This window comes from Sulfitobacter sp. IGS-18, assembly GCF_059628195.1.
The window spans coordinates 2,438,255-2,459,196 of record NZ_CM184556.1 but is presented as its reverse complement, the minus strand read 5'-3'; the positions used below and the strand labels follow the sequence as shown (position 1 = coordinate 2,459,196).

The window sequence follows — 20,942 nt, the reverse complement described above, 5'->3', positions numbered from 1 at the left end:
GGACACCATGACCGCACCCTTGTTGATCATCGCAGCCGGAGGCACCGGGGGCCACATGTTCCCCGCGCAGGCCCTGGCCGAGGTGATGCTGACGCGCGGCTGGCGGGTGCGCCTGTCCACCGACGCACGCGGCGCGCGCTATACCGGCGGGTTCCCGGCGGAGGTCGAAATCAGCCAGGTCAGTTCCGCCACCTTTGCGCGGGGCGGCGTGCTGGCCAAGGCGATGGTGCCGCTGCGCATCGGTGCGGGGGCGCTGGGGGCTGCCCTGCGGATGATGCGCGACCGGCCTGCCGTGGTTGTGGGGTTTGGCGGATATCCGTCGATCCCGGCGCTGTCGGCGGCGACCCTGTTGCGGGTGCCGCGCATGATCCATGAACAGAACGGCGTGCTGGGCCGGGTCAACACGATCTTTGCCAAACGGGTCGATGCCATGGCCTGCGGCACCTGGCCGACGGAGTTGCCCGAGGGGGTGGAAGGTGTGCATGTGGGCAACCCGGTGCGCGCCGCGGTGCTCGACCGGGCAGGCGCGGGCTATATCCCCCCCGGTGACTATCCGATGGAAATTCTGGTGATGGGCGGCTCGCAGGGTGCGCGCATCCTGAGCGATGTGGTGCCCGCCGCGCTGGCCGCACTGCCGCTTGCCATGCTCAAGAACATCCGCGTCAGCCATCAGGCCCGCGACGAGGACGGCCAGCGGGTTGCCGATTACTACGCCGAGAACGCCATTGACGCGGACGTGCAGCCCTTCTTTGAAGATGTGCCGCGCCGGATGTCCGAGGCGCAGCTGGTCATCAGCCGGTCGGGGGCCTCTTCGGTCGCGGATATCTCGGTGATCGGGCGACCCTCGATCCTGATCCCCTTTGCCGCCGCGACAGGTGACCACCAGACCGCCAATGCGCGCGGGCTGGTCGAGGCGGGGGCCGCGATCATGGTTCCCGAAAGCAGGCTCAGCCCCGAGGCGCTGGCCGAACAGATACAAAGCATTCTCGAACAGCCCGACGCCGCATTGCAGATGTCGCGGGCGGCCCATTCGGTGGGCAAGCCCGAAGCGGCGCAAGCCCTGGCGCAGATGGTCGAGACCCTGGCCCAGGAAGGAAAACGAAAATGAACGCAGCAGCGGCCACCAAACTGCCCACCGATGTGGGCCCGATCCATTTTGTCGGCATTGGCGGCATCGGCATGTCGGGCATTGCCGAGGTGCTGATCAACCACGGCTACCGGGTGCAGGGCTCCGACCTGAAGACGACCAAGATCACCGACCGGCTGGCTGAGCTGGGGGCGGTGATTTTCGAGGGGCAAAAGGCCGAGAACATCGAAAATGCCGAGGTGGTGGTCATCTCTTCGGCGATCAAGCCCGGCAACCCCGAGCTGGACGCGGCGCGGCTGGCGGGCCTGCCCATCGTGCGCCGGGCAGAGATGCTGGCAGAGCTGATGCGGCTGAAATCCAACATCGCGGTCGCGGGCACCCATGGCAAGACGACGACAACCACCATGGTTGCGGAACTGCTGGTCAAGGGCGGCATCGACCCCACCGTGGTCAATGGCGGGATCATCCATGCCTATGGATCGAATGCGCGCATGGGGCAGGGCGAATGGATGGTGGTGGAGGCCGACGAAAGCGACGGCACCTTCAACCGGCTGCCCGCAACCATTGCCATCGTCACCAACATCGACCCCGAGCATATGGAGCATTGGGGCGATTTCGACAGGCTGCGGCAGGGTTTCCTTGATTTCGTGTCCAACATTCCCTTCTACGGTCTGGCGGTCTGCTGCACCGATCATCCCGAGGTGCAGGCGCTGGTGGGCAAGATCACCGACCGCCGCGTTGTCACCTATGGGTTCAACGCCCAGGCCGATGTGCGCGCGCGGAACCTGACCTACAAGGGCGGCGTGGCGCATTTCGACATTCACCTGCAGGCCGAAGGGGCGGTGATCGAAGGCTGCGAACTGCCGATGCCGGGGGATCACAACGTCTCCAACGCGCTGAGTGCCGTTGCGGTGGCGCGCCATCTGGGCATGAAGCGCGACGAGATCCGCGCGGCGCTGAAAAGTTTTGGCGGGGTCAACCGGCGCTTTACCAAGGTGGGCGAAGTGGACGGGGTCACCATCATCGACGACTATGGCCACCATCCGGTCGAGATTGCCGCGGTGCTGAAAGCCGCGCGTCAGGCGACGGAGGGCCGGGTGATCGCCGTGCACCAGCCGCACCGCTATACCCGACTGCATCACCATTTCGAGGAATTCTGCGCCTGTTTCAATGATGCCGATGTGGTGGGCATTGCCGAGGTCTATGCCGCAGGCGAAGACCCGATCGAGGGCGCGGACCGCGACGGTCTGGTGGCGGGGCTGATCCGCCATGGCCATCGCCACGCCCGTGCGGTCCAGAACGAGGAAGATCTGATGCGCCTGGTGCGCGAACAGGCCGGACCGGGCGACATGGTGGTTTGTCTCGGGGCAGGGACAATCAGCGCCTGGGCCAATGCGCTGCCGGAAAAACTACGCGCTCTCAAGGGGGCCGCCGCCTGACGGCGGGCCTCTTGGCCATAATTCTGCCGCTTGCCTGTGATCCAACACCGCGGCCCGGCTGATCAAAGAGCCCCGGAAAGGGTGGCGACGAGACGAAGAAGGAGCAGCAGCTATGACATTATTGTGGATTTCCGTTCTATGGGTGCTGGCATCCGCGGCGGTGGCAATGCTGCCGATGCGCCGGCAATATGTGCCGGGGGTGGCCCTGCTGCTGTCGGCACCGGTGCTGATCATCGCGATTGCGCTTCATGTTGGCTGGTTCATGGCGCTTCTGGCCATCGCCGCCTTCGTGTCGATGTACCGCAACCCCCTGCGCTACCTGATCGCCCGGCTGCGCGGTCAGAGCTTTGAGGTCCCGCAGTGAGCCCATCGCTCATCCTGGCCTGTCTCTGGGCGCTTTCGGCGAATGTCATCGCGATGACACCCAGCAAGGACTACCACTGGCGCAACGCCTATATCCTGATTGCCATCGGTATTCCGATTCTGGGCTATGTCACGATGCAGCATGGGCCCTGGATCGGCCTGCTGGTGCTGGCGGGCGGCTGTTCGGTTCTGCGCTGGCCGGTGATCTACCTGATGCGCTGGCTGCGCCGGGGCGCGGGCCGGGTTGAAATCAAGGGGCCTGCGGAATGAGCCCGACCATCATGGCGCTGATCGCGGTGCTTGCCGTCTGGATGCTGGCCTGTGCCTTTCAGGGATACCGCGCGCGGTTCCTGGGCTTTCTGGGCGTGCTGATCCTGGGCATGGCGCTGAACATGCTGTGGATGGCCCTGCATCTGAATGCCACCCCGCTAGAGGGCAATGCGCTGATGGCGCAGGCGGCGCTGGTGCTCTACGGGCTTTGCGCCTTCGGTTTCGGCTGGCTGGCCGGTCGCCTGGTGCGGCAGTTCCGGGCCAGCCGGGTGGATGACCAGACGCGCTGAGCCGCCGTGCGCGCGCCACGGTTTGACGGCTCCGGCCTTTGCGGCTAATCGGGCGGTATGAACAAGATTTCCTTTCCGGCCGTGCGCGGCAAGCTGACGGCGCGACGCCCGCTGAATGATCTGACCTGGCTGCGTGTCGGTGGCCCGGCGGATTACCTGTTCCAGCCCGCCGATCCGGAGGACCTGAGCGGTTTTCTGCGCGATTTGCCCGATGAGGTGGCGGTTTTCCCCATGGGCGTCGGCTCCAACCTGATCGTGCGCGACGGCGGGTTGCGCGCCGTGGTGATCCGGCTGGGGCGCGGCTTCAACGGGATAGAGATTGACGGGGATCATGTCATCGCCGGGGCCGCGGCGCTGGATGCCCATGTGGCACGCAAGGCGGCGGATGCCGGTCTGGACCTGACATTCCTGCGCACGATTCCGGGCAGCATCGGCGGTGCGGTGCGCATGAACGCCGGCTGTTACGGCAGCTATACGGCGGATCACTTCGTCAGTGCGCAGGTGGTCACCCGTGCGGGAGAGATCGTGACCCTGACCGCCGGGGACCTGAATTTCCGCTATCGCCAGAGTGACTTGCCCGATGGCGCAGTGATTGTCAGCGCGGTGTTCGCCCCGCCAAAAGGCGACCCGGAAGCGCTGCATGCGCGGATGACCGCGCAACTGGCCAGGCGCGATGAAACCCAGCCGACCAAGGACCGTTCCGCGGGCAGTACCTTTCGCAATCCGGCGGGGTATTCCAGCACCGGGCAGGCCGATGACGTGCATGATCTGAAAGCCTGGAAGGTGATCGACGCGGCCGGGATGCGCGGCGCGCGCCTGGGCGGGGCACAGATGAGCCCGAAACACCCGAACTTTCTGATCAATGCGGAGAACGCAACCGCGGCTGACCTGGAAAACCTTGGTGAGCAGGTGCGAAAAAAGGTTTACGATTCAAGCGGGATCACGCTAGAATGGGAAATCATGCGGATCGGCGAATTTCAAGGCGCGCCGGACGCAGAGGCATAAGCCGAAAACGGCGAAAACAATAAGAACAATGGGCCAGAACGGTCCGGGACAAAGGCACTCCAGTGGGTACGTCGAGCAGGACAACCCCGACAGTGGCGGTACTATTGGGCGGACTCTCGGCAGAGCGCGAGGTGTCTCTCTCATCCGGGCGCGCATGCGCCGCTGCACTGCGGGAACATGGCGGATATAACGTGGTCGAGGTCGATGCAGGCCGCGATCTTTGTGCCGTTCTGACCGATCTCAATCCCGATGCCATCCTGAATTGCCTGCATGGACGCTGGGGCGAGGATGGCTGCGTGCAGGGTCTGCTGGAATGGATGGGGCTGCCCTACAGCCATTCGGGCGTTCTGGCCTCGGCCCTGGCAATGGACAAGCAGCGCAGCAAGGAAGTCTATCGCAGCGCCGGTCTGCCGGTGGTGGACAGCGTGATCTGCCGCAAGGCCGAGGTGATGGCGCAGCATGTCATGCCGCCGCCCTATGTGGTCAAGCCGAACAACGAAGGCTCCTCTGTCGGGGTCTATCTGGTGAATGCGGAAAACAACGGCCCGCCGCAGCTTGACGATGCCATGCCTGAGTTCGTCATGGTCGAAACCTATGCGCCGGGGCGCGAGCTGACCACCACGGTGATGGGCTCCCGGGCTGGCGGCGACGCGCGCGCCCTGACGGTGACCGACATCATCACAACCGGCTGGTACGACTACGATGCCAAGTACAAGGAAGGCGGATCGACCCATGTGGTGCCCGCCGACATTCCGCAGGAAATCTTCGACCTGTGCCTGGATTATGCCCTGCGCGCCCATGAGGCGCTGGGATGCCGGGGGGTCAGCCGCACCGATTTCCGCTGGGACGAGACACGCGGCGCCGACGGGCTGATCCTGCTGGAGACAAACACCCAGCCGGGCATGACCGCCACCTCGCTGTCACCCGAACAGGCGCAGAGCTGCGGCATGTCCTTTCCCGACTTCTGCGCCTGGATGGTGGAGGATGCCTCATGCGGTCGCTGATCCGGCGCAAGGCCCCCGCATCGGTCAAGGCCGATCCCGCCCCCTCGCGCTGGGCCTGGCGGATGCAGCGGCTGATGCTGACGCCGGGATTCCGGCTGATGCTGCGGGCAGGGGTGCCCTTTTGCCTGACGCTGCTGGCCGGGACAATCTATCTGGCCGACGACGCGCGCCGGAGCGCAATCACCGAGGCCGTGGCCGATGCGCGCCGCGCGGTCGAGGAACGGCCCGAATTCATGGTCAAGCTGATGGCCATCGACGGGGCTGACGGGCCGCTGGCCGCCGAAATCCGGACCGCCGTGCCCATCGAGTTTCCGCTCAGTTCCTTCGATCTGGACCTGGGCCAGGTCCGCAGCACGATCACATCCCTGAGCAGCGTGAAGAACGCGAATGTCCGGATCAAACCCGGCGGGGTGTTGCAGGTCATCGTGAAGCCCCGGGTGCCGGTGGCGATCTGGCGCACGGCCGAGGGGCTGACGCTTGTGGATGATGGCGGTGCGCCCGTGGGCCAGATCGCCAACCGGGCCCTGCGCCCCGATCTGCCGCTGATCGCGGGCGAAGGGGCGGCGCGCCATGTGCCGGAGGCGCTGGAGCTGATCAAGACAACCAAACCGATCGCCGGGCGCCTGCGCGGGCTGGTCCGGATGGGCGCAAGACGCTGGGATGTGGTGCTGGACCGCGACCAGCGGATCATGCTGCCCGAATATGACGCGATCCCGGCGCTGGAGCGGGTCATCGCGCTGGAAGGCGCGCAGGAAGTTCTCAGCCGCGACGTGTCCCGCGTGGACATGCGGCTGGCCCAGCGGCCCACGGTCAGGTTGACACAAGAAGCCACCGAAGCGTGGTGGGACATAAGGCAGAGCACGGGACAATAAGCCCCGGCCATATCACAAGGCAGTGACACGATGATGGACCTTTACGACAGTCAACGCTCGATGCGGAACATGCGCAGGGTTGCGATGCAGCGGGGCGTTGTGGCCATTCTCGACGTGGGCAGTTCCAAGATCGCATGTCTTGTGCTGCGCTTCGACGGCAGTGGCGAACTGGGCGAAGAGGGCGAGATCGGATCGCTGGCCGGTCAGTCGGGGTTCCGCGTCATCGGCGCCGCGACAACCCGGTCGCGCGGGGTCCGCTTTGGCGAAATCTGCGTGATGAGCGAGACCGAGCGTGCCATCCGCACCGCCCTGCAGGCGGCGCAGAAGATGGCCGGCATCCGCGTCGATCACGTGATTGCCTGTTTCTCCGGGGCGGAGCCGCGCAGCTACGGGCTGGATGCCCAGATCGACCTGGAAGGTCAGGCGGTGACCGAACAGGACGTGGCCCAGGTGCTGGCCAATTGCGATGTGCCCGAATACGGCGAGGACCGCGAAGTGCTGCATGCGCAGCCGGTGAACTTTGCACTGGATCACCGGTCCGGGCTGATCGACCCGCGGGGCCAGCTGGGCAACAGCCTGTCGGTGGACATGCACATGCTGACCGTCGATGCCGCCGCCGTGCAGCACCTGGCGCATTGCATCAAACGTTGCGACCTGGAACTGGCCGGTATCGCGAACTCGGCCTATGTCTCGGGCATTTCCTCGCTGGTGGAGGATGAACAGGAACTGGGCGCGGCCTGTATCGACATGGGCGGCGGGTCGACCGGGGTGTCGATCTTTATCAAGAAACACATGATCTATGCGGATTGCGTGCGCATGGGCGGTGATCACGTGACCTCGGATATTTCCATGGGGCTGCAGGTGCCGACCGCAAACGCCGAGCGGATCAAGACCTTCTATGGTGGCGTGCATGCCACCGGGATGGACGACCGCGAGATGATCGAGATCGGCGGCGAGACCGGCGATTACGAACATGACCGCCGGACCGCCAGCCGCGCCGAACTGATCGGCATCATGCGGCCCAGGGTGGAGGAAATTCTGGAAGAGGTCCGGGTCCGGCTGGATGCCGCCGGATTCGACCACCTGCCCAGCCAACAGATTGTACTTACCGGCGGCGGCAGCCAGATTCCGGGTCTGGACGGGCTGGCCAGCAAGATCCTGGGCCAGCAGGTGCGGCTGGGTCGCCCGCTGCGGGTGCATGGCCTGCCCCAGGCGGCAACGGGCCCGGGTTTTGCCAGCGCGGTGGGCCTGTCGCTCTTTGCGGCGCATCCACAGGACGAATGGTGGGATTTCGACATTCCCGCCGACAGATACCCGGCACGGTCGCTCAAACGTGCGGTCAAATGGTTCCGTGACAACTGGTGATCGCAATATGGAGTGGCGCGACCGACATAGAGGCAAAATCAGCAAGAATTTGCCCATATGTTGCGTAATTATGGTGTTTTATAGGTGACGATACGGCCTCAGACCGTTAAGATCGCCTGAATTTATGACGAAGAAGCGCTCATGGGACGTGGGCTAAAAAACAGGCGGACAGCACATGACACTGAACCTTTCTATGCCCGGACAGGACGATCTGAAACCTCGCATCACCGTTTTCGGTGTTGGCGGCGCCGGTGGTAACGCGGTCAATAATATGATCGAAAAACAACTGGATGGCGTGGATTTCGTCGTGGCCAACACGGACGCCCAGGCGTTGCAGCAGGCCCGCGCAGAGAACAAGGTGCAGCTTGGCATCAAAGTGACCGAGGGTCTGGGCGCCGGGGCGCGCGCCTCTGTCGGTGCTGCGGCCGCCGAAGAATCAATCGAACAGATCGTCGACCACCTGGCAGGCGCGCATATGTGCTTTATCACTGCGGGCATGGGCGGCGGCACCGGGACGGGTGCAGCCCCGATCATCGCGCAGGCCGCCCGCGAATTGGGCGTGCTGACCGTCGGCGTCGTGACCAAGCCGTTCCAGTTCGAGGGTGCCAAGCGGATGCGTCAGGCCGAGGATGGCGTCGAGGCGCTGCAAAAGGTCGTCGATACGCTGATCATCATTCCCAACCAGAACCTGTTCCGGCTGGCGAATGAGAAAACCACCTTCACCGAAGCCTTCTCCATGGCTGACGACGTGCTGTATCAGGGCGTCAAGGGCGTGACCGACCTGATGGTCCGTCCGGGCCTGATCAACCTCGACTTTGCCGATGTCCGCGCCGTGATGGACGAAATGGGCAAGGCGATGATGGGCACCGGCGAGGCCGAGGGCGAAGATCGCGCCATCCAGGCCGCCGAAAAGGCCATTGCCAACCCGCTGCTGGACGAAATCAGCCTGCGCGGTGCCAAAGGCGTGCTGATCAACATCACCGGCGGTGCTGACCTGACCCTGTTCGAACTGGACGAGGCCGCCAACCGCATCCGCGAGGAAGTGGACCCAGAGGCGAACATCATCGTCGGTTCTACCATGGACGAGGGCATGGGCGGCGTGATGCGCGTGAGCGTCGTGGCGACAGGGATCGACGCCACCGATGTGAACACCGAAATGCCGGTGCCGCGCCGCTCCATGAGCCAGCCGCTGAAGCCGCAGGCCGTGACCGAAGAAGCGCCTGTTGCCGCTGCCGCCGCCTCTGTCGCGCAGGAAGACCAGCAGCCGCTGTTCAATGACATGGATGTGCAGCGTGTCGCCGCCGAAGAGCAGGCAGAGGACATCTTTGCCGATGAGTCCACTGACGAGAACGACGGCCTGCCGGCGCCTGCCTATCAGCCTCAGGTTGCCGCTTTCGAGCCGCGCCATGAGGAAGACAGCATCGAGGCGGAAGCCGAGGCGGAAAGCTATGTCGCGCCCCGTGCGCCCGCACCCGGCACCCCGTCGCCCGAGGCGCTGGCCCGTCTGCGCGCCGCTGCGCAAAAGGCCAACCCGGAGCAGCAGCCCCGTGCCGCGGCACCGCAGCAACGCCCGCAGCAGGCCGCACCGGCCGGGCAGGGTGGTCAGGACAAGCCACGTTTCGGCATCAACTCCCTGATCAACCGCATGACCGGCCACGGCGAAGGCGAAGCCCAGGCCCAGCCGCAGCAGCGCCCGGTGCGCCAGCAACCCCCGGTTCAGCAGGCGCCCCAGCGCAGCGCATCGGCGGCACCTCAGCCCTCGCATGAGGCCGATCCGGACCAGGAACGCATCGAAATCCCCGCCTTCCTGCGCCGTCAGGCAAACTGAGACCTCACATCATGTGACGAAGCGGGCCGCCAATAGGCGGCCCTTTTCTTTTGTTATCAATGAATTGCAGATGTCCCAGCACATTTGTGCCCAATTGTTACGGTCATGTTTCAGTCGGTTGCAAAGATTGAATTGAGTGTAACGAACGGCATCCCTACTTGTGGGTTCAACTTAGACAGCGATCTATGAACCCTGAGGACGAGCCCGTGCAAACAACCATCAAATCTCCGATCTCCTTCGGTGGCCATGGCCTGCACTCCGGTGCGCCCGCCACGGTGACCGTGAATCCCGCCAGCGCGCATCACGGCATCTGGTTCAAGCGGACCGACATCGCCCTGGGTGACCGGATGATCCCGGCGCGCTGGGATGCGGTCAACCGTTCGCCACTCTGCACAAAGCTGGAAAATGCCGCCGGTCTGCATGTCTCCACCGTGGAACATATCATGGCGGCGCTGGCAGGCTGTGGCATCCACAACGCCCTGATCGAGATTGACGGCCCCGAAGTGCCGATCCTGGATGGGTCCGCCGTGCAGTTCGTGCGCGGTTTCATGCAGCGCGGCATCCGTGTGCTGGCGGCCCCGGTCATGGCCTTTGAAGTGCTCAAGGAAGTGACCGTGACCGATGGGGAAGCACGTGCAACCCTGGCGCCTGCCGATACGCTGCGCATTGATTTCGAGATCGACTTTGCCGATGCCGCCATCGGGCACCAGCAAAAGACACTGGTGATGAACAACGGCTCCTTTGCGCGCGAGCTTTGCGACAGCCGCACCTTCTGCCGCCGCGCAGACGTGGAGGCGATGCGTGCCAACGGTCTGGCGCTTGGCGGCACGGCGGAAAACGCCGTGGTGGTCGATGGTGCCGCGATCCTGACGCCGGGCGGGCTGCGCCATGCGGATGAGCCCGTGCGCCACAAGATGCTGGATGCCCTGGGCGACCTGGCGCTGGCCGGTGCGCCGCTGCTGGGCCATTACACGGGGTATCGCGCGGGCCATTCGCTGACCAACACGCTGCTGCGCGCGCTTTTCGCCACCCCGGACGCGGTCCGGCTGGTGAAATGCGATCCGACAATGGCGGCCCGGCTGCCCGGCTACGGGCTGGTCTGGGACGAGATCCCGCAGGTCGCCTAAGTCGATTTACCCCCATTGAATCATGCCACAAGGCGCTGTATTTCCAATGCAACGCCATCTGGCGCAATTGTTGTGCAACTTTTGATCGCCACCTTGCTACAAAGCGTGGAAACGAAGTTTTGCATCGCAAAATATTGTGCTAGTCAGATGCTTAACAGGGGTCACAAGACCCTCGCCAGGACCGGACGAAGGGGGTAACGCATGTCTCGAAAGATGTCGCGCAAGCGCATGATCGGCACCGTGCTCCTTGTTGCCACCCTCGGCGCCTGTGGGGGCAGTCAGAATACGGGCCGCCTTACCAAGAGTTTCTTCAATCCGCAGGAAATCCCGCTTGAGACCTATTCGGCGGAGCAGATTTTCGAACGCGGTGAATTCGAGCTGAACCGCCGCCAGCCCGAGGAAGCGGCTTTCTACTTTGCCGAGATCGAGCGGCTCTATCCCTATTCCGAATGGGCCAAGCGCGCGCTGATCATGCAGGCGTTTTCCTATCATCAGGATCAGGATTACCCCAACAGCCGTTCCGCCGCGCAGCGTTTCATCGACTTTTATCCCGACGATGACGATGCGGCCTATGCCCAGTACCTGCTGGCGCTGAGCTATTACGACCAGATTGACGAAGTGGGCCGGGACCAGGGCCTGACCTTTCAGGCGCTGCAATCCCTGCGTGACGTGATCGAACGTTATCCCGACAGCGAATATGCCAAGGCGGCGATTCTCAAGTTCGACCTGGCCTTCGACCATCTGGCCGGCAAGGAGATGGAGATCGGTCGCTACTATCTGCGGCGCAACCATTATACGGCGGCGATCAACCGGTTCCGTGTGGTGGTCGAGGATTTCCAGACCACAAGCCACACCGCCGAAGCGCTGCACCGTCTTGTCGAATCCTACCTGTCGCTGGGCCTGAACCACGAGGCGCAGACCGCCGGTGCGATCCTTGGACATAACTTCCGGGGCAGTGACTGGTACGAGGACAGCTACAAGCTGTTGACCGGGCAGGGGCTGGAGCCGAAGTTTTACAAGAACAACTGGCTGGGCGCGATTTACCGGCAGACCATCAAGGGCGAGTGGTTGTAAGCAAGGTGGGATAACCACCGGCCCATCGGAAAGCTGTCATGCTGCGCGGACTCGATATTTCGGATATGCTGATCATCGACCGGCTGGAGCTTGGCTTTCAGCCGGGTCTTAACGTGCTGACCGGTGAAACCGGGGCGGGCAAATCCATCCTTCTCGACAGCCTGGGGTTCGTGCTGGGCTGGCGCGGGCGTGCCGATCTGGTCCGGCAGGGGGCAGAGCAGGGCGAGGTGACCGCCTGGTTCGATCTGCCGCCGGGACATGCTGCCCATGCGGTGCTGGAAGAGGCGGGGCTGCCGGGCGGGGATGAGCTGATCCTGCGGCGCATCAACAGCTCTGACGGGCGCAAGACATCCTGGGTCAACGACCGCCGCTGTTCCGGCGAGGTGCTGCGCGCGCTCTCCGACACGCTGGTGGAACTGCATGGCCAGCACGACGACCGCGGCCTGCTGAACCCGCGCGGCCACCGCAGCATCCTGGACGATTTTGCCGGCAACGCGGATGCGATTGGGCGCTGCCGCCGGGCCTGGGCGGCCCTGTCGGCGGCCCGCAAGGCAGCGCAGGTGGCCGCGGCAGAGCGCGATGCCATCGCGGCGGAGGAGGAATTCCTGCGTCACGCGGTGGCCGAGCTGGACAAGCTTGATCCGCAGGAAGGCGAGGAAGCCACGCTGGATACAAAGCGCCGCCTGATGCAGGGGGCAGAGAAAATCCGCGCCGATGTGGTCAACGCCTATGAGATCATGGGCCAGAACGGCGCGGAACAGCAGCTTGGCGATGCGCTGCGCTGGCTGGACGGGGCGGCCTCCCGTGCCGAGGGCGCGCTGGAGGCGCCGATGGCCGCGCTGAACCGCGCCATGGTGGAACTGGACGAGGCGATGTCGGGCGTGGCCGATGCCATCGACCAGATGTCGTTCAACCCGCTGGAACTGGAAGAGACCGAGGAACGGCTGTTCGCGATCCGCGCCCTGGCGCGCAAACATGACGTGGCTCCGGACGAGCTGGCCGGTTTCGCAGGCACCCTGCGCGCCAAGCTGGAGGCGCTGGACGCGGGAGAGGCGGCACAGGCGGGGCTGGAAAAGGCGGTGCGCGAGGCCGAGGCGGATTACGACGCTGCGGCCGAGGCGCTGAGCGCGGCACGGGCAAGGGCCGCCCGCAAGCTGGACAAGGCAGTGACGGCGGAACTTGCGCCGCTGAAAATGGAACGCGCGGTTTTTGAAACCCGGATCGAACCGGAAGAGCCCGGCCCCGAGGGGCGCGACACCGTGTCTTTCACTGTGGCCACCAACCCCGGTGCGCCCGCCGGGCCGCTGGGCAAGATCGCCTCGGGCGGGGAGCTGAGCCGCTTCCTGCTGGCGCTCAAGGTCTGTCTGACCCAGGGGCAACCGGGCCTGACCCTGATTTTCGACGAGATCGACCGGGGTGTCGGCGGGGCAACCGCGGATGCCGTGGGCCGGCGGCTGTCGGCGCTGGCCGATGGGGGGCAGGTGCTGGTGGTGACCCATTCGCCGCAGGTCGCGGCACTTGGCGCACATCACTGGCGTGTGGCCAAGGCGGTCAGCAAGGGCATGACCACCTCGACCGTTGTCCCGCTCAGCCCGCCCGAACGGGTGGACGAGGTCGCGCGGATGTTGTCCGGCGACCAGGTGACGGATGCGGCCCGCGCGGCGGCAGAGGCTTTGTTGGCAGGGTAGTGGGTTTGCCCGGTGCCTCTCCCAGGCCGCTGCGGCCCGCTGACCTTACCGGGGCCGGACAATGCGCGACATGCCTGCGGAGCCTGCCATGAACGGGCCGGAGGACTCCTTTGTTTCCGGCCAGATCAGCGGGGCCACAAATGCCTGCCGCCACGGCTGGAAGGTGTTGAAGCAACAGGGGCCGGGCAAGGTACAATTCTGGTTCATCGCGCTTGTGATCGGCATTGCGGCGGGCTTTGCCGCGCTCTTTTTCCGTAAAGGGATCAATTGGTTACAGGCCACTCTTTACGGGACCGAAGATGTCAATTCCCTGCATAGTTTCATCACCGGCCTTGAATGGTACTGGGTGGTCCTGATCCCGGCCATCGGGGGGCTGATTGTCGGGGTGATCCTGCATCACTTCACCCCGGACGCGCGGGCGCGGACGGTGGGTGATGTCATCCTGGGGGCCGCGCTGCACGAGGGGCGGGTGGAAACCCGTGCCGGGCTGGCCTCTGCGGTGGCGTCATGGATCACCCTCAGTACCGGGGGCTCCTCCGGACGCGAGGGACCGGTGGTGCATCTGGCCGCCGTCATCTCGACCAAGATCTGCCGGTTGATCCACGCCGACGGCGTCAACGGGCGCGACCTGCTGGGCTGTGCGGTGGCGGCGGCGGTATCGGCCAGCTTCAACGCGCCGATCGCGGGGGCGCTCTTTGCGCTGGAGGTGGTGTTGCGCCACTTTGCCGTCCATGCCTTTGCCCCCATCGTGATCGCATCGGCGGCGGGCACCGTCATCAACCGGCTGGAATTTGGCGGGGTGACCGAATTTGCCCTGCCGACCTATGGCGATCTGCAGTTCTATGTCGAGCTGCCTGCCTTCCTGCTGCTTGGTCTGACCTGTGGCATCGTCGCCGTGGCGCTGATGCGCAGCATCTTCTGGGCCGAGGATTTCGGGAACTACCTGCAGGGGCGCACCCGTCTGCCGCGCTGGCTGCGGCCCATGGTGGCCGGGGCGCTGCTGGGCGTGATCGCGCTGTGGTTTCCCCATATCATCGGCGTCGGTTATGAGACGACCTCGCGCGCCCTGACCGGGTCGCTGGTCCTGAACGAGGTGATCGTTTTCGCCGTGCTCAAGGTGGCGGCGGTGGCCATCACGCTGGGGGGCCGGATGGGGGGCGGGGTGTTTTCCCCCTCGCTGATGATCGGGGCGCTGACCGGGCTGGGCTTCGGGCTGATCGCGACGGGCGTGTTCCCGGATGTGTCCGGCTCGTCGAGCCTTTATGCGCTGGCGGGCATGGGGGCGGTGGCCGCCGCCGTGCTGGGCGCGCCGATTTCGACCACCCTGATCGTCTTCGAGATGACCGGAGACTGGCAGACCGGGCTGGCGGTCATGGTGGCGGTCAGCATGTCCACCGCGCTTGGCAGCCGCCTGGTGGACCGCAGTTTCTTCCTCACCCAGATCGAACGGCGGGGCATTCACCTTGCGGCGGGGCCGCAGGCTTACCTGCTGGCGATGTTCACGGCGGCCCGGGTCATGCGGCGGCCCGAAGACCCGCGCGCGGCAAATGCCGAGCAATGCTGGGCCCTGATCGACGAAGGCACCTATATCGACGCCACGGCGACCCTCGAATCGGCGATGCCGATTTTCGAGAGTTCCGGCGCACGCTTCATTCCGGTTGTAACACTGTCGGCTGATACCACCCCGGAGTTGCTGGGGGCGCTTTTTCATGTCGATGCGCTGAAAGCCTATAACCGGGCGCTGGCCGCGACCGCAGCCGAAGAACACAGCTAGGCTCTGGACCCATTGATTTCTGCATAGCGGCATGATTCACGGTTCAAAAACGAGCGGTGAACATGTCTGATCTATTCTGGCTAACAGATGCGCAGATGGCGCGTCTTGAGCCCTTCTTCCCGAAGCCCCATGGCAAACCTCGCGTTGATGATATGCGTGTGTTGAGTGGGATTATCTTCATTAACCGCAATGGCTTACGCTGGCGCGATGCACCCACGGAATATGGTCCGCACAAGACGCTTTATAACCGTTGGAAGCGCTGGAGCGATAAGGGCATCTTCGCAAAGATGATGATGGGGCTGGCAGCCGATCACGGCGAGGAGAAGACCGTGATGATTGATGCGACCTATCTCAAAGCGCACCGTACGGCGTCCAGTTTGGGCGTCAAAAAGGGGGGCGTGGTCGTCTGATTGGTCGCACCAAAGGCGGCATGAACACTAAGCTGCACGCCATCTGCGACAGCCTGGGCCGACCGCTGAATCTGTTCGTGACCGCCGGACAAGTCAGTGACTACATTGGCGCCCGGGCGTTGCTGAGCAGCCTGCCGAAGGTCGATTGGCTACTGGGCGACAGAGGCTATGATGCCGATTGGTTCAGAGAAGCGTTGAAAGACAAAGGGATACGCCCCTGTATCCCGGGTCGAAAGCAACGCAAGACGGCCGTGAAATACGACAAGCGGCGCTACAAACGACGCAACCGGATCGAGATTATGTTCGGCAGGTTGAAGGACTGGCGGCGTGTGGCAACGCGATACGACAGATGTCCAAAGGTCTTTTTGTCCGCCATCGCTCTCGCGGCAGTCGTTATCTACTGGCTATGAGTCCTGACCCTAAGCGTTTCTGATTCCATGTATATTCGCCGGATTTACCGGCATTGTTTCCATGCGCGCACCAAAGAGCGAAAAACGCCGGATTGGGGGCTTCCTTATCAGGTTAACAAATTCTTAAACTCTGGAATATGTCAAAAATAAGGAATGATCTGCCATGCTCGCCTATTTCCTCTTGCCTCTTTTGGGGTTGGGCCTGATCGGGGCCATTTTCAACGATGACGATGATGACACGCCGGCACCCGAAACGCCGGAAACACCCGAAGAACCGGAAACGCCTGAGACACCCGAAGAACCGGTGACAGAAGGCACCTCGGGTGATGACGTCTATATCGGCACCGGTGGTGACGACCTGTTCCGCGCCGGCGCGGGGGATGACGTGCTGAACGGCTATGGCGGCGACGACACGCTTGACGGTTCTGCCGGCGACGACAGCATCAACGCAGGCGGCGGGGATGACCTGATCGACGGCCGCCAGGGCGCGGACAGCCTGCAGGGCCGCGAAGGGAACGACACGATCAACGGCGGCTTTGGCGCGGATGTGATCTTGGGCGACAGTGGCGACGACAGCCTGTCAGGTGGCGCGCAGGGTGACACCATCTTTGGCGGGCGTGGCGATGACCTCATTGCAGGTGAACTGGGCAATGATGTGCTCGAAGGGGGCCTGGGCGCGGATACCATCCTGGGTGGTGCGGGGCAGGATACGCTCATCGGCTACCGCACACCCACCAATGGCACCGAGATCCCCGGCCTGTCTGATGAAGCGTCAGACGTGCTCAACGGCGGCAACAACGATGACCTGATCCGCGCCAATGACGGCGACACGGTGACCGGCGGGGCAGGTGCCGACATCATCGAGGCGCTGGGGTTCGACCAGACCGGCGAGGCCGCCATCGTGGTGACGGATTTCGACCCGGACGAAGATGTGCTGATGCTGGCGCAAAGCCAGGGCAACCCCCTGAGCATCGAGGCCGACGACAGCCGCCTGGACATCCGTGCCGCGACCAACGGCACCGATACCGAAGTGGTGTTCGACGGGGTGGTCTGTGCGGTGCTGCAGAACACCAATGCCAGCGCGCTGGCGGCGGATACGAACTGGCTGGCCAATGTGGTTCAGGCGTCACCCCCGGCACCGCTGCCGGTAGTGCCGGAGACACCGGCTTCGCCTGCGGCCTGAGCGGCATTCATTGTTTCAAGAAAGACGGCGCGCGGGCAACCTCGCGCCGTTTTCACCTTCTGCCCCAAACCCCTGATGAGAAGGCGGTAAATCGGCCAGATGATCGCCCTGGGTTCCGCGGATTATTGCGCCCTGTCATATCGCCGTTTGGCCGCGTCGATATTGTCCAGCTCGCGGGCAATCCAGCCTGTCAGCTGATCGGTGATATCAAGCAGTCCTTCCCCGCTCTGCGTGAGGCTGTAACTGACCTTTGGCGGCACGCTCGGGTCGACATGGCGGCTGATCAGGCCGTGACGGCAAAGATCCTTGAGGCTGCTGGACAGCACCCTTTCGCTGATACCCTCGACCGTATCCCGGATCCGGTGAAACCGAACCGGGCCGGATTTCAGCGACCACAGGATCAGCAGGCTCCAACGACCGGTAATCAGCTTGAACACCTCGCGACCGGGGCAATCGGCATGCATCGGATCTGACGGATCTGTGGGCGCAGGGCTTACTTTCATGTCAGTTCCTTACAATGATCCCGGTTCTTTTAATCGTAAGCGGCTTACTTATTGTAAGCCTGTAACGGAATCGCAAGCAGAGCAAGGAAAATCCCCATGACAGGCCAGAGCATTGAGACATTGATAAACACCTTCACACCAAAGAGCGGCAATGCCGACGCTTTGCTGAAGGTACAGCTCGACGAGATCGCGAAGCTGCGCGGGAAGGCCACCAGAACCGGCTGGCTTGGCAATGAGGTCTACCGCGCGGCGGACGGCAGCCGGTTGGTGATTGTCACCCGGTTTCAGTCGAAAGAGGCCAAGGAGGAATAGGCGGCATCCCCGGAATTTGCCGCACATCTGGCGCGGATTGCCCCCCTGATCGAAAGTGTCGATTCACTGCCGGTGACCCTGGCCGGCGCGTTCCGCGGTGTCGAGGAGGCGGCACCGCTGCGCCTGGCGGTGATCACCGGCAGCACCCGCGACGGAAGGTTCGCCGACAAACCCGCAGGCTGGATCGCCCGCAAGGCAGCGCAACACGGCTTTGAGGTGAGCGGGATCGACCTGCGCGATGTGACCCTGCCGTTTTTCGGCGACCCGCAGGCGAGTGACGCGCAAAGACAGGCAGCCGGGGCCTTCCGCGCCCGCATGGCCGAATTCGACGCCTATGTGTTCACCGTCGCCGAATACAACCACGGCCCGACCGCGGTGCTGAAAAACGCGCTGGATCACGCGGAATGGCGGCGCAAACCGGCAGGGCTGATCGGATATGGCGGCGTTGGCGGGGCGCGGGCGGTTGAACATGTCCGGGGCATCGCCGCCGAGCTGGAGATGGTGACGATGCAGGCCGCCGTCCATATCATCTTTGGCGATTACCTGCCGGTGGCAAAGGGCGAGAAACAGCTGTCCGATTTCCCCCATCTGGAGACCTCGGCAGAGAAGATGCTGGACCAGCTGCTGTGGTGGGGGTGCAGCCTGCGCAGCGCGCGCACGGCAGTTCCGGCGGAACAGGCCGGGGCCTGACCGGCGCTGCGCGCGGATCAGGGATGCACAGGCACCACCGGCTTCCCCGCCGGTGGTCAGATCTGTTCGACGGTGATCTCGTCCAGCGGGTAGAAGGCCAGGTGGTCCTTGATCCGGGCCATGGCTTCCTTGGGCGCCTCATAGGACCAGACCGCGTTTTCCAGAGTCCGGCTCTTGGTCACGACGGAATAATAAACCGCGTCGCCCTTGTGCGGGCAATGCGATGTGTGATCCGTCCGGTCGAGAAAGGCCATCGCGATATCGCCACGGGGGAAATAGATCACCGGGGGATAATCCCCCTCTGCCAGTTCCAGCGCATTGCTGCTTTCGCCCAACACCGCGCCGCCCGCGCGGACGCTCCAGGTGCCAACTGCCTTGGTGATCTTGATATGGTCTGACATCGCTTTCCCCTCGTTCCGCGCCCTTTCAAAGTGGTGCGGTGGCGGCATCCAACCACAGTTTTGTGACAGGCGATACCCGCGGCCCGATTTTTTCTGCAACTGCTGCGTGATAAGCGTTCAGCCAGGCGATATGCGCAGGCTCCAGCATTTCGGGCAGGATCAGGCGGCGGTCGATGGGGGCAAAGCTGAGCGTTTCCCAGTGCAGCATGGCGCGGTGATCGTCGCCGCCGGGCAGGGCAGGCGCCGCGCGCACCACCAGCAGGTTCTCGATGCGGATGCCAAAGGCCCCCTCGCGGTAATAGCCGGGCTCATTGCTCAGGATCATGCCGGGCTGCAGCGGCGTGTTGCTGAGCCTGCTCAGGCGCTGCGGGCCTTCGTGCACGCTCAGATAGGCGCCCACGCCATGGCCCAGCCCATGGTCAAAATCCTGGCCCGCCAGCCACAGCGGCATGCGCCCCACGGCTTCTATGTGACTTCCGGCCAGACCTGCGGGCCAGCGCAGGCGGCTCATCGCGATCATGCCTGCCAGCACGCGGGTAAAGGCGGCGCGCGCCTCCTCGGGCGGGGTGCCGATGGCGATGGTCCGGGTGATGTCGGTGGTCCCGTCCAGGTATTGGCCGCCGGAATCCAGCACGATCAGCTGGCCGTCTTCCAGCCTGGCATCGCTCTCCTCGGTCACCCGGTAGTGCATGATCGCGCCATTCGGGCCGGTGCCCGCGATGGTGTCGAAACTGATCTCCTGCAGGGCATTGTCGCGGCGGCGGCTGGCTTCAAGCTCGGTCACCACCTGGGTTTCCGTCACGCTGCCCGCCGGCTGCGCGTCAAGCCAGGCCAGGAGCTCGCACAGGGCCGCGCCGTCGCGCAGATGGGCGGCGGCTGATCCCGCGATTTCCGCCTCGTTCTTGCAGGCCTTGGGCAGCGCACAGGGGTCATCGCCCCAGATGCCACGCTCCCCCAAAGCCTCGGCAATGGCGACGGGCACCGATTGCTTGTCCAGCCGCACCGGCCCTTCCAGGGCCGACAGGCAGGCCAAAAGCCTGTCGGGCGCATGCACATGCACGTCGGACCCAAGGTGATCCGCCATGCCCGCCAGCTTGGAAGGCGCCATGAAGAGGTCCACCACGCCAGTGTCATGCAGAACGGCAAAGCCATGGGCGACGGGGTTGTGCACGATGTCCGCGCCCCGGATGTTCAACAGCCAGTTGTGGCTGTCGGGCAGGGTGATCACGGCAGCGCGGTGGCCCGCCTCGCGCAATGCCGCTGCCAGGCGCGCGCGTTTGGCGTCATGGCTTTCGCCCGCGAATTCGATGGGATGCACCTTGGCCGCCCCCATCGGCGGCGCGGGCTGATCGGGCCAGATCCGGTCCACCAGATTGTCGCAGACGCGCAGGGTCACATCACTGCCTGTCAGCGCCTCTTCGACCTGGGCGATCTGCCCCGGCGTATGCAGCCAGGGATCGAACCCCACGATGCCCCCTTTCGGCAATTCCCGGCGCAGCCACTCGCCCAAACCTGTTTCGGGCCAGGGCACCGGCGTGAAATCGGCGGCGACCTGCGCCTTGACCTGGGTGCGATAGCGCCCGTCGATGAAAACACCGGCCACCTCTGCCAATACAGCGCAGAACCCGGCAGAGCCGGTGAACCCCGTCAGCCAGGCCAGCCGGTCGTCGCGGGGGGCCACATATTCACCCTGATGGGCATCCGCACGGGGCACGATGAACCCTGCCAGCCTCTCGGCGGCAATCTCTGCGCGCAGCGCCCGCAGCCGGGGCGGTCCCTGTTCCGGCCGCGCGGTGACCTCGAAACTCTGGAACATGCCCGCTCCTTCATTGTTCTTCAAAATACAC

At 64.3% G+C, this 20,942-nt stretch carries 21 protein-coding genes; 18 read left to right on the top strand and 3 right to left on the bottom strand.

Annotated elements, in window-relative coordinates; all coding sequences use genetic code 11:
* The first annotated feature begins 7 nt into the window (after positions 1 to 7).
* From ACWNZ3_RS11885 to ACWNZ3_RS11810, 16 genes are all read left to right on the top strand, one after another.
* Positions 8 to 1,108, top strand: coding sequence for a UDP-N-acetylglucosamine--N-acetylmuramyl-(pentapeptide) pyrophosphoryl-undecaprenol N-acetylglucosamine transferase (locus ACWNZ3_RS11885; RefSeq protein WP_496900063.1), 1,101 nt, complete (start codon positions 8 to 10; stop codon positions 1,106 to 1,108).
* Complete coding sequence (murC, locus tag ACWNZ3_RS11880) at positions 1,105 to 2,526, top strand: UDP-N-acetylmuramate--L-alanine ligase (protein ID WP_114276573.1); 1,422 nt, start codon at positions 1,105 to 1,107, stop codon at positions 2,524 to 2,526. Before ACWNZ3_RS11885 ends, murC begins: the two co-directional genes overlap by 4 nt.
* Before the next feature lie 112 nt (positions 2,527 to 2,638).
* Complete coding sequence (locus tag ACWNZ3_RS11875) at positions 2,639 to 2,890, top strand: DUF2484 family protein (protein WP_269363688.1); 252 nt, start codon at positions 2,639 to 2,641, stop codon at positions 2,888 to 2,890.
* Positions 2,887 to 3,159, top strand: coding sequence for a DUF2484 family protein (locus ACWNZ3_RS11870; protein ID WP_269363687.1), 273 nt, complete (start codon positions 2,887 to 2,889; stop codon positions 3,157 to 3,159). The genes ACWNZ3_RS11875 and ACWNZ3_RS11870 overlap by 4 nt, the downstream gene beginning before the upstream one ends.
* A complete protein-coding gene (locus ACWNZ3_RS11865; RefSeq protein ID WP_496900062.1) occupies positions 3,156 to 3,449 on the top strand; it encodes a hypothetical protein in 294 nt (97 codons plus the stop codon). The genes ACWNZ3_RS11870 and ACWNZ3_RS11865 overlap by 4 nt, the downstream gene beginning before the upstream one ends.
* 57 nt (positions 3,450 to 3,506) lie before the next feature.
* Positions 3,507 to 4,454, top strand: coding sequence for a UDP-N-acetylmuramate dehydrogenase (gene murB, locus ACWNZ3_RS11860; protein WP_496900061.1), 948 nt, complete (start codon positions 3,507 to 3,509; stop codon positions 4,452 to 4,454).
* Between the two features lie 62 nt (positions 4,455 to 4,516).
* Positions 4,517 to 5,458: a D-alanine--D-alanine ligase gene (locus ACWNZ3_RS11855; RefSeq protein ID WP_269363682.1), complete on the top strand. Its 942-nt coding sequence runs from the start codon at positions 4,517 to 4,519 to the stop codon at positions 5,456 to 5,458.
* Complete coding sequence (locus ACWNZ3_RS11850) at positions 5,446 to 6,330, top strand: cell division protein FtsQ/DivIB (RefSeq protein ID WP_496900060.1); 885 nt, start codon at positions 5,446 to 5,448, stop codon at positions 6,328 to 6,330. The genes ACWNZ3_RS11855 and ACWNZ3_RS11850 overlap by 13 nt, the downstream gene beginning before the upstream one ends.
* A gap of 30 nt (positions 6,331 to 6,360) precedes the next feature.
* Positions 6,361 to 7,695: a cell division protein FtsA gene (gene ftsA, locus ACWNZ3_RS11845; protein ID WP_205388287.1), complete on the top strand. Its 1,335-nt coding sequence runs from the start codon at positions 6,361 to 6,363 to the stop codon at positions 7,693 to 7,695.
* 175 nt (positions 7,696 to 7,870) lie between these two features.
* A complete protein-coding gene (gene ftsZ / locus ACWNZ3_RS11840) occupies positions 7,871 to 9,523 on the top strand; it encodes a cell division protein FtsZ (protein ID WP_496900059.1) in 1,653 nt (550 codons plus the stop codon).
* A 206-nt stretch (positions 9,524 to 9,729) separates the two neighbouring features.
* Positions 9,730 to 10,650, top strand: coding sequence for a UDP-3-O-acyl-N-acetylglucosamine deacetylase (gene lpxC, locus ACWNZ3_RS11835; RefSeq protein ID WP_114277492.1), 921 nt, complete (start codon positions 9,730 to 9,732; stop codon positions 10,648 to 10,650).
* Positions 10,651 to 10,851: 201 nt separating this feature from the next.
* Complete coding sequence (locus tag ACWNZ3_RS11830) at positions 10,852 to 11,724, top strand: outer membrane protein assembly factor BamD (RefSeq protein ID WP_114276565.1); 873 nt, start codon at positions 10,852 to 10,854, stop codon at positions 11,722 to 11,724.
* A gap of 38 nt (positions 11,725 to 11,762) precedes the next feature.
* Complete coding sequence (gene recN / locus ACWNZ3_RS11825) at positions 11,763 to 13,412, top strand: DNA repair protein RecN (RefSeq protein ID WP_496900058.1); 1,650 nt, start codon at positions 11,763 to 11,765, stop codon at positions 13,410 to 13,412.
* Positions 13,413 to 13,500: 88 nt separating this feature from the next.
* The gene (locus ACWNZ3_RS11820; RefSeq protein WP_496901903.1) at positions 13,501 to 15,186 is read left to right on the top strand and encodes a chloride channel protein; all 1,686 of its coding nucleotides are present in this window, start codon (positions 13,501 to 13,503) and stop codon (positions 15,184 to 15,186) included.
* A 62-nt stretch (positions 15,187 to 15,248) separates the two neighbouring features.
* Positions 15,249 to 16,006, top strand: a protein-coding gene (locus ACWNZ3_RS11815) for an IS5 family transposase (protein WP_269368091.1) whose coding sequence is annotated in 2 segments (ribosomal slippage) — positions 15,249 to 15,570 and positions 15,570 to 16,006 — 759 coding nt in all. Because the reading frame shifts where the segments join, the coding sequence is not laid out codon by codon here.
* Positions 16,007 to 16,169: 163 nt separating this feature from the next.
* Positions 16,170 to 17,189: a calcium-binding protein gene (locus ACWNZ3_RS11810; protein ID WP_496900057.1), complete on the top strand. Its 1,020-nt coding sequence runs from the start codon at positions 16,170 to 16,172 to the stop codon at positions 17,187 to 17,189.
* 122 nt (positions 17,190 to 17,311) lie between these two features.
* Here the strand turns inward: ACWNZ3_RS11810 and ACWNZ3_RS11805 are convergent, their stop codons facing one another.
* Positions 17,312 to 17,692 (bottom strand): winged helix-turn-helix transcriptional regulator, encoded by a 381-nt coding sequence (locus ACWNZ3_RS11805; protein WP_269363672.1) that lies wholly within the window; start codon positions 17,690 to 17,692, stop codon positions 17,312 to 17,314.
* A gap of 96 nt (positions 17,693 to 17,788) precedes the next feature.
* Between ACWNZ3_RS11805 and ACWNZ3_RS11800 the strand changes: the two genes are divergently transcribed.
* Together ACWNZ3_RS11800 and ACWNZ3_RS11795 are read left to right on the top strand one after the other, a co-directional pair.
* The gene (locus ACWNZ3_RS11800; protein WP_496900056.1) at positions 17,789 to 18,004 is read left to right on the top strand and encodes a hypothetical protein; all 216 of its coding nucleotides are present in this window, start codon (positions 17,789 to 17,791) and stop codon (positions 18,002 to 18,004) included.
* Positions 18,005 to 18,076: 72 nt separating this feature from the next.
* Positions 18,077 to 18,694 carry an NADPH-dependent FMN reductase gene (locus ACWNZ3_RS11795; protein ID WP_496900055.1) on the top strand — a complete coding sequence of 206 codons (618 nt, stop codon included), beginning with the start codon at positions 18,077 to 18,079 and terminating at the stop codon, positions 18,692 to 18,694.
* A gap of 56 nt (positions 18,695 to 18,750) precedes the next feature.
* Here the strand turns inward: ACWNZ3_RS11795 and ACWNZ3_RS11790 are convergent, their stop codons facing one another.
* Positions 18,751 to 19,095, bottom strand: coding sequence for a DUF427 domain-containing protein (locus ACWNZ3_RS11790; protein ID WP_114276560.1), 345 nt, complete (start codon positions 19,093 to 19,095; stop codon positions 18,751 to 18,753).
* A 25-nt stretch (positions 19,096 to 19,120) separates the two neighbouring features.
* Entirely contained in the window at positions 19,121 to 20,911 is a 1,791-nt protein-coding gene (locus ACWNZ3_RS11785) for an aminopeptidase P family protein (protein WP_496900054.1), read from the bottom strand.
* Positions 20,912 to 20,942: the final 31 nt, after the last annotated feature.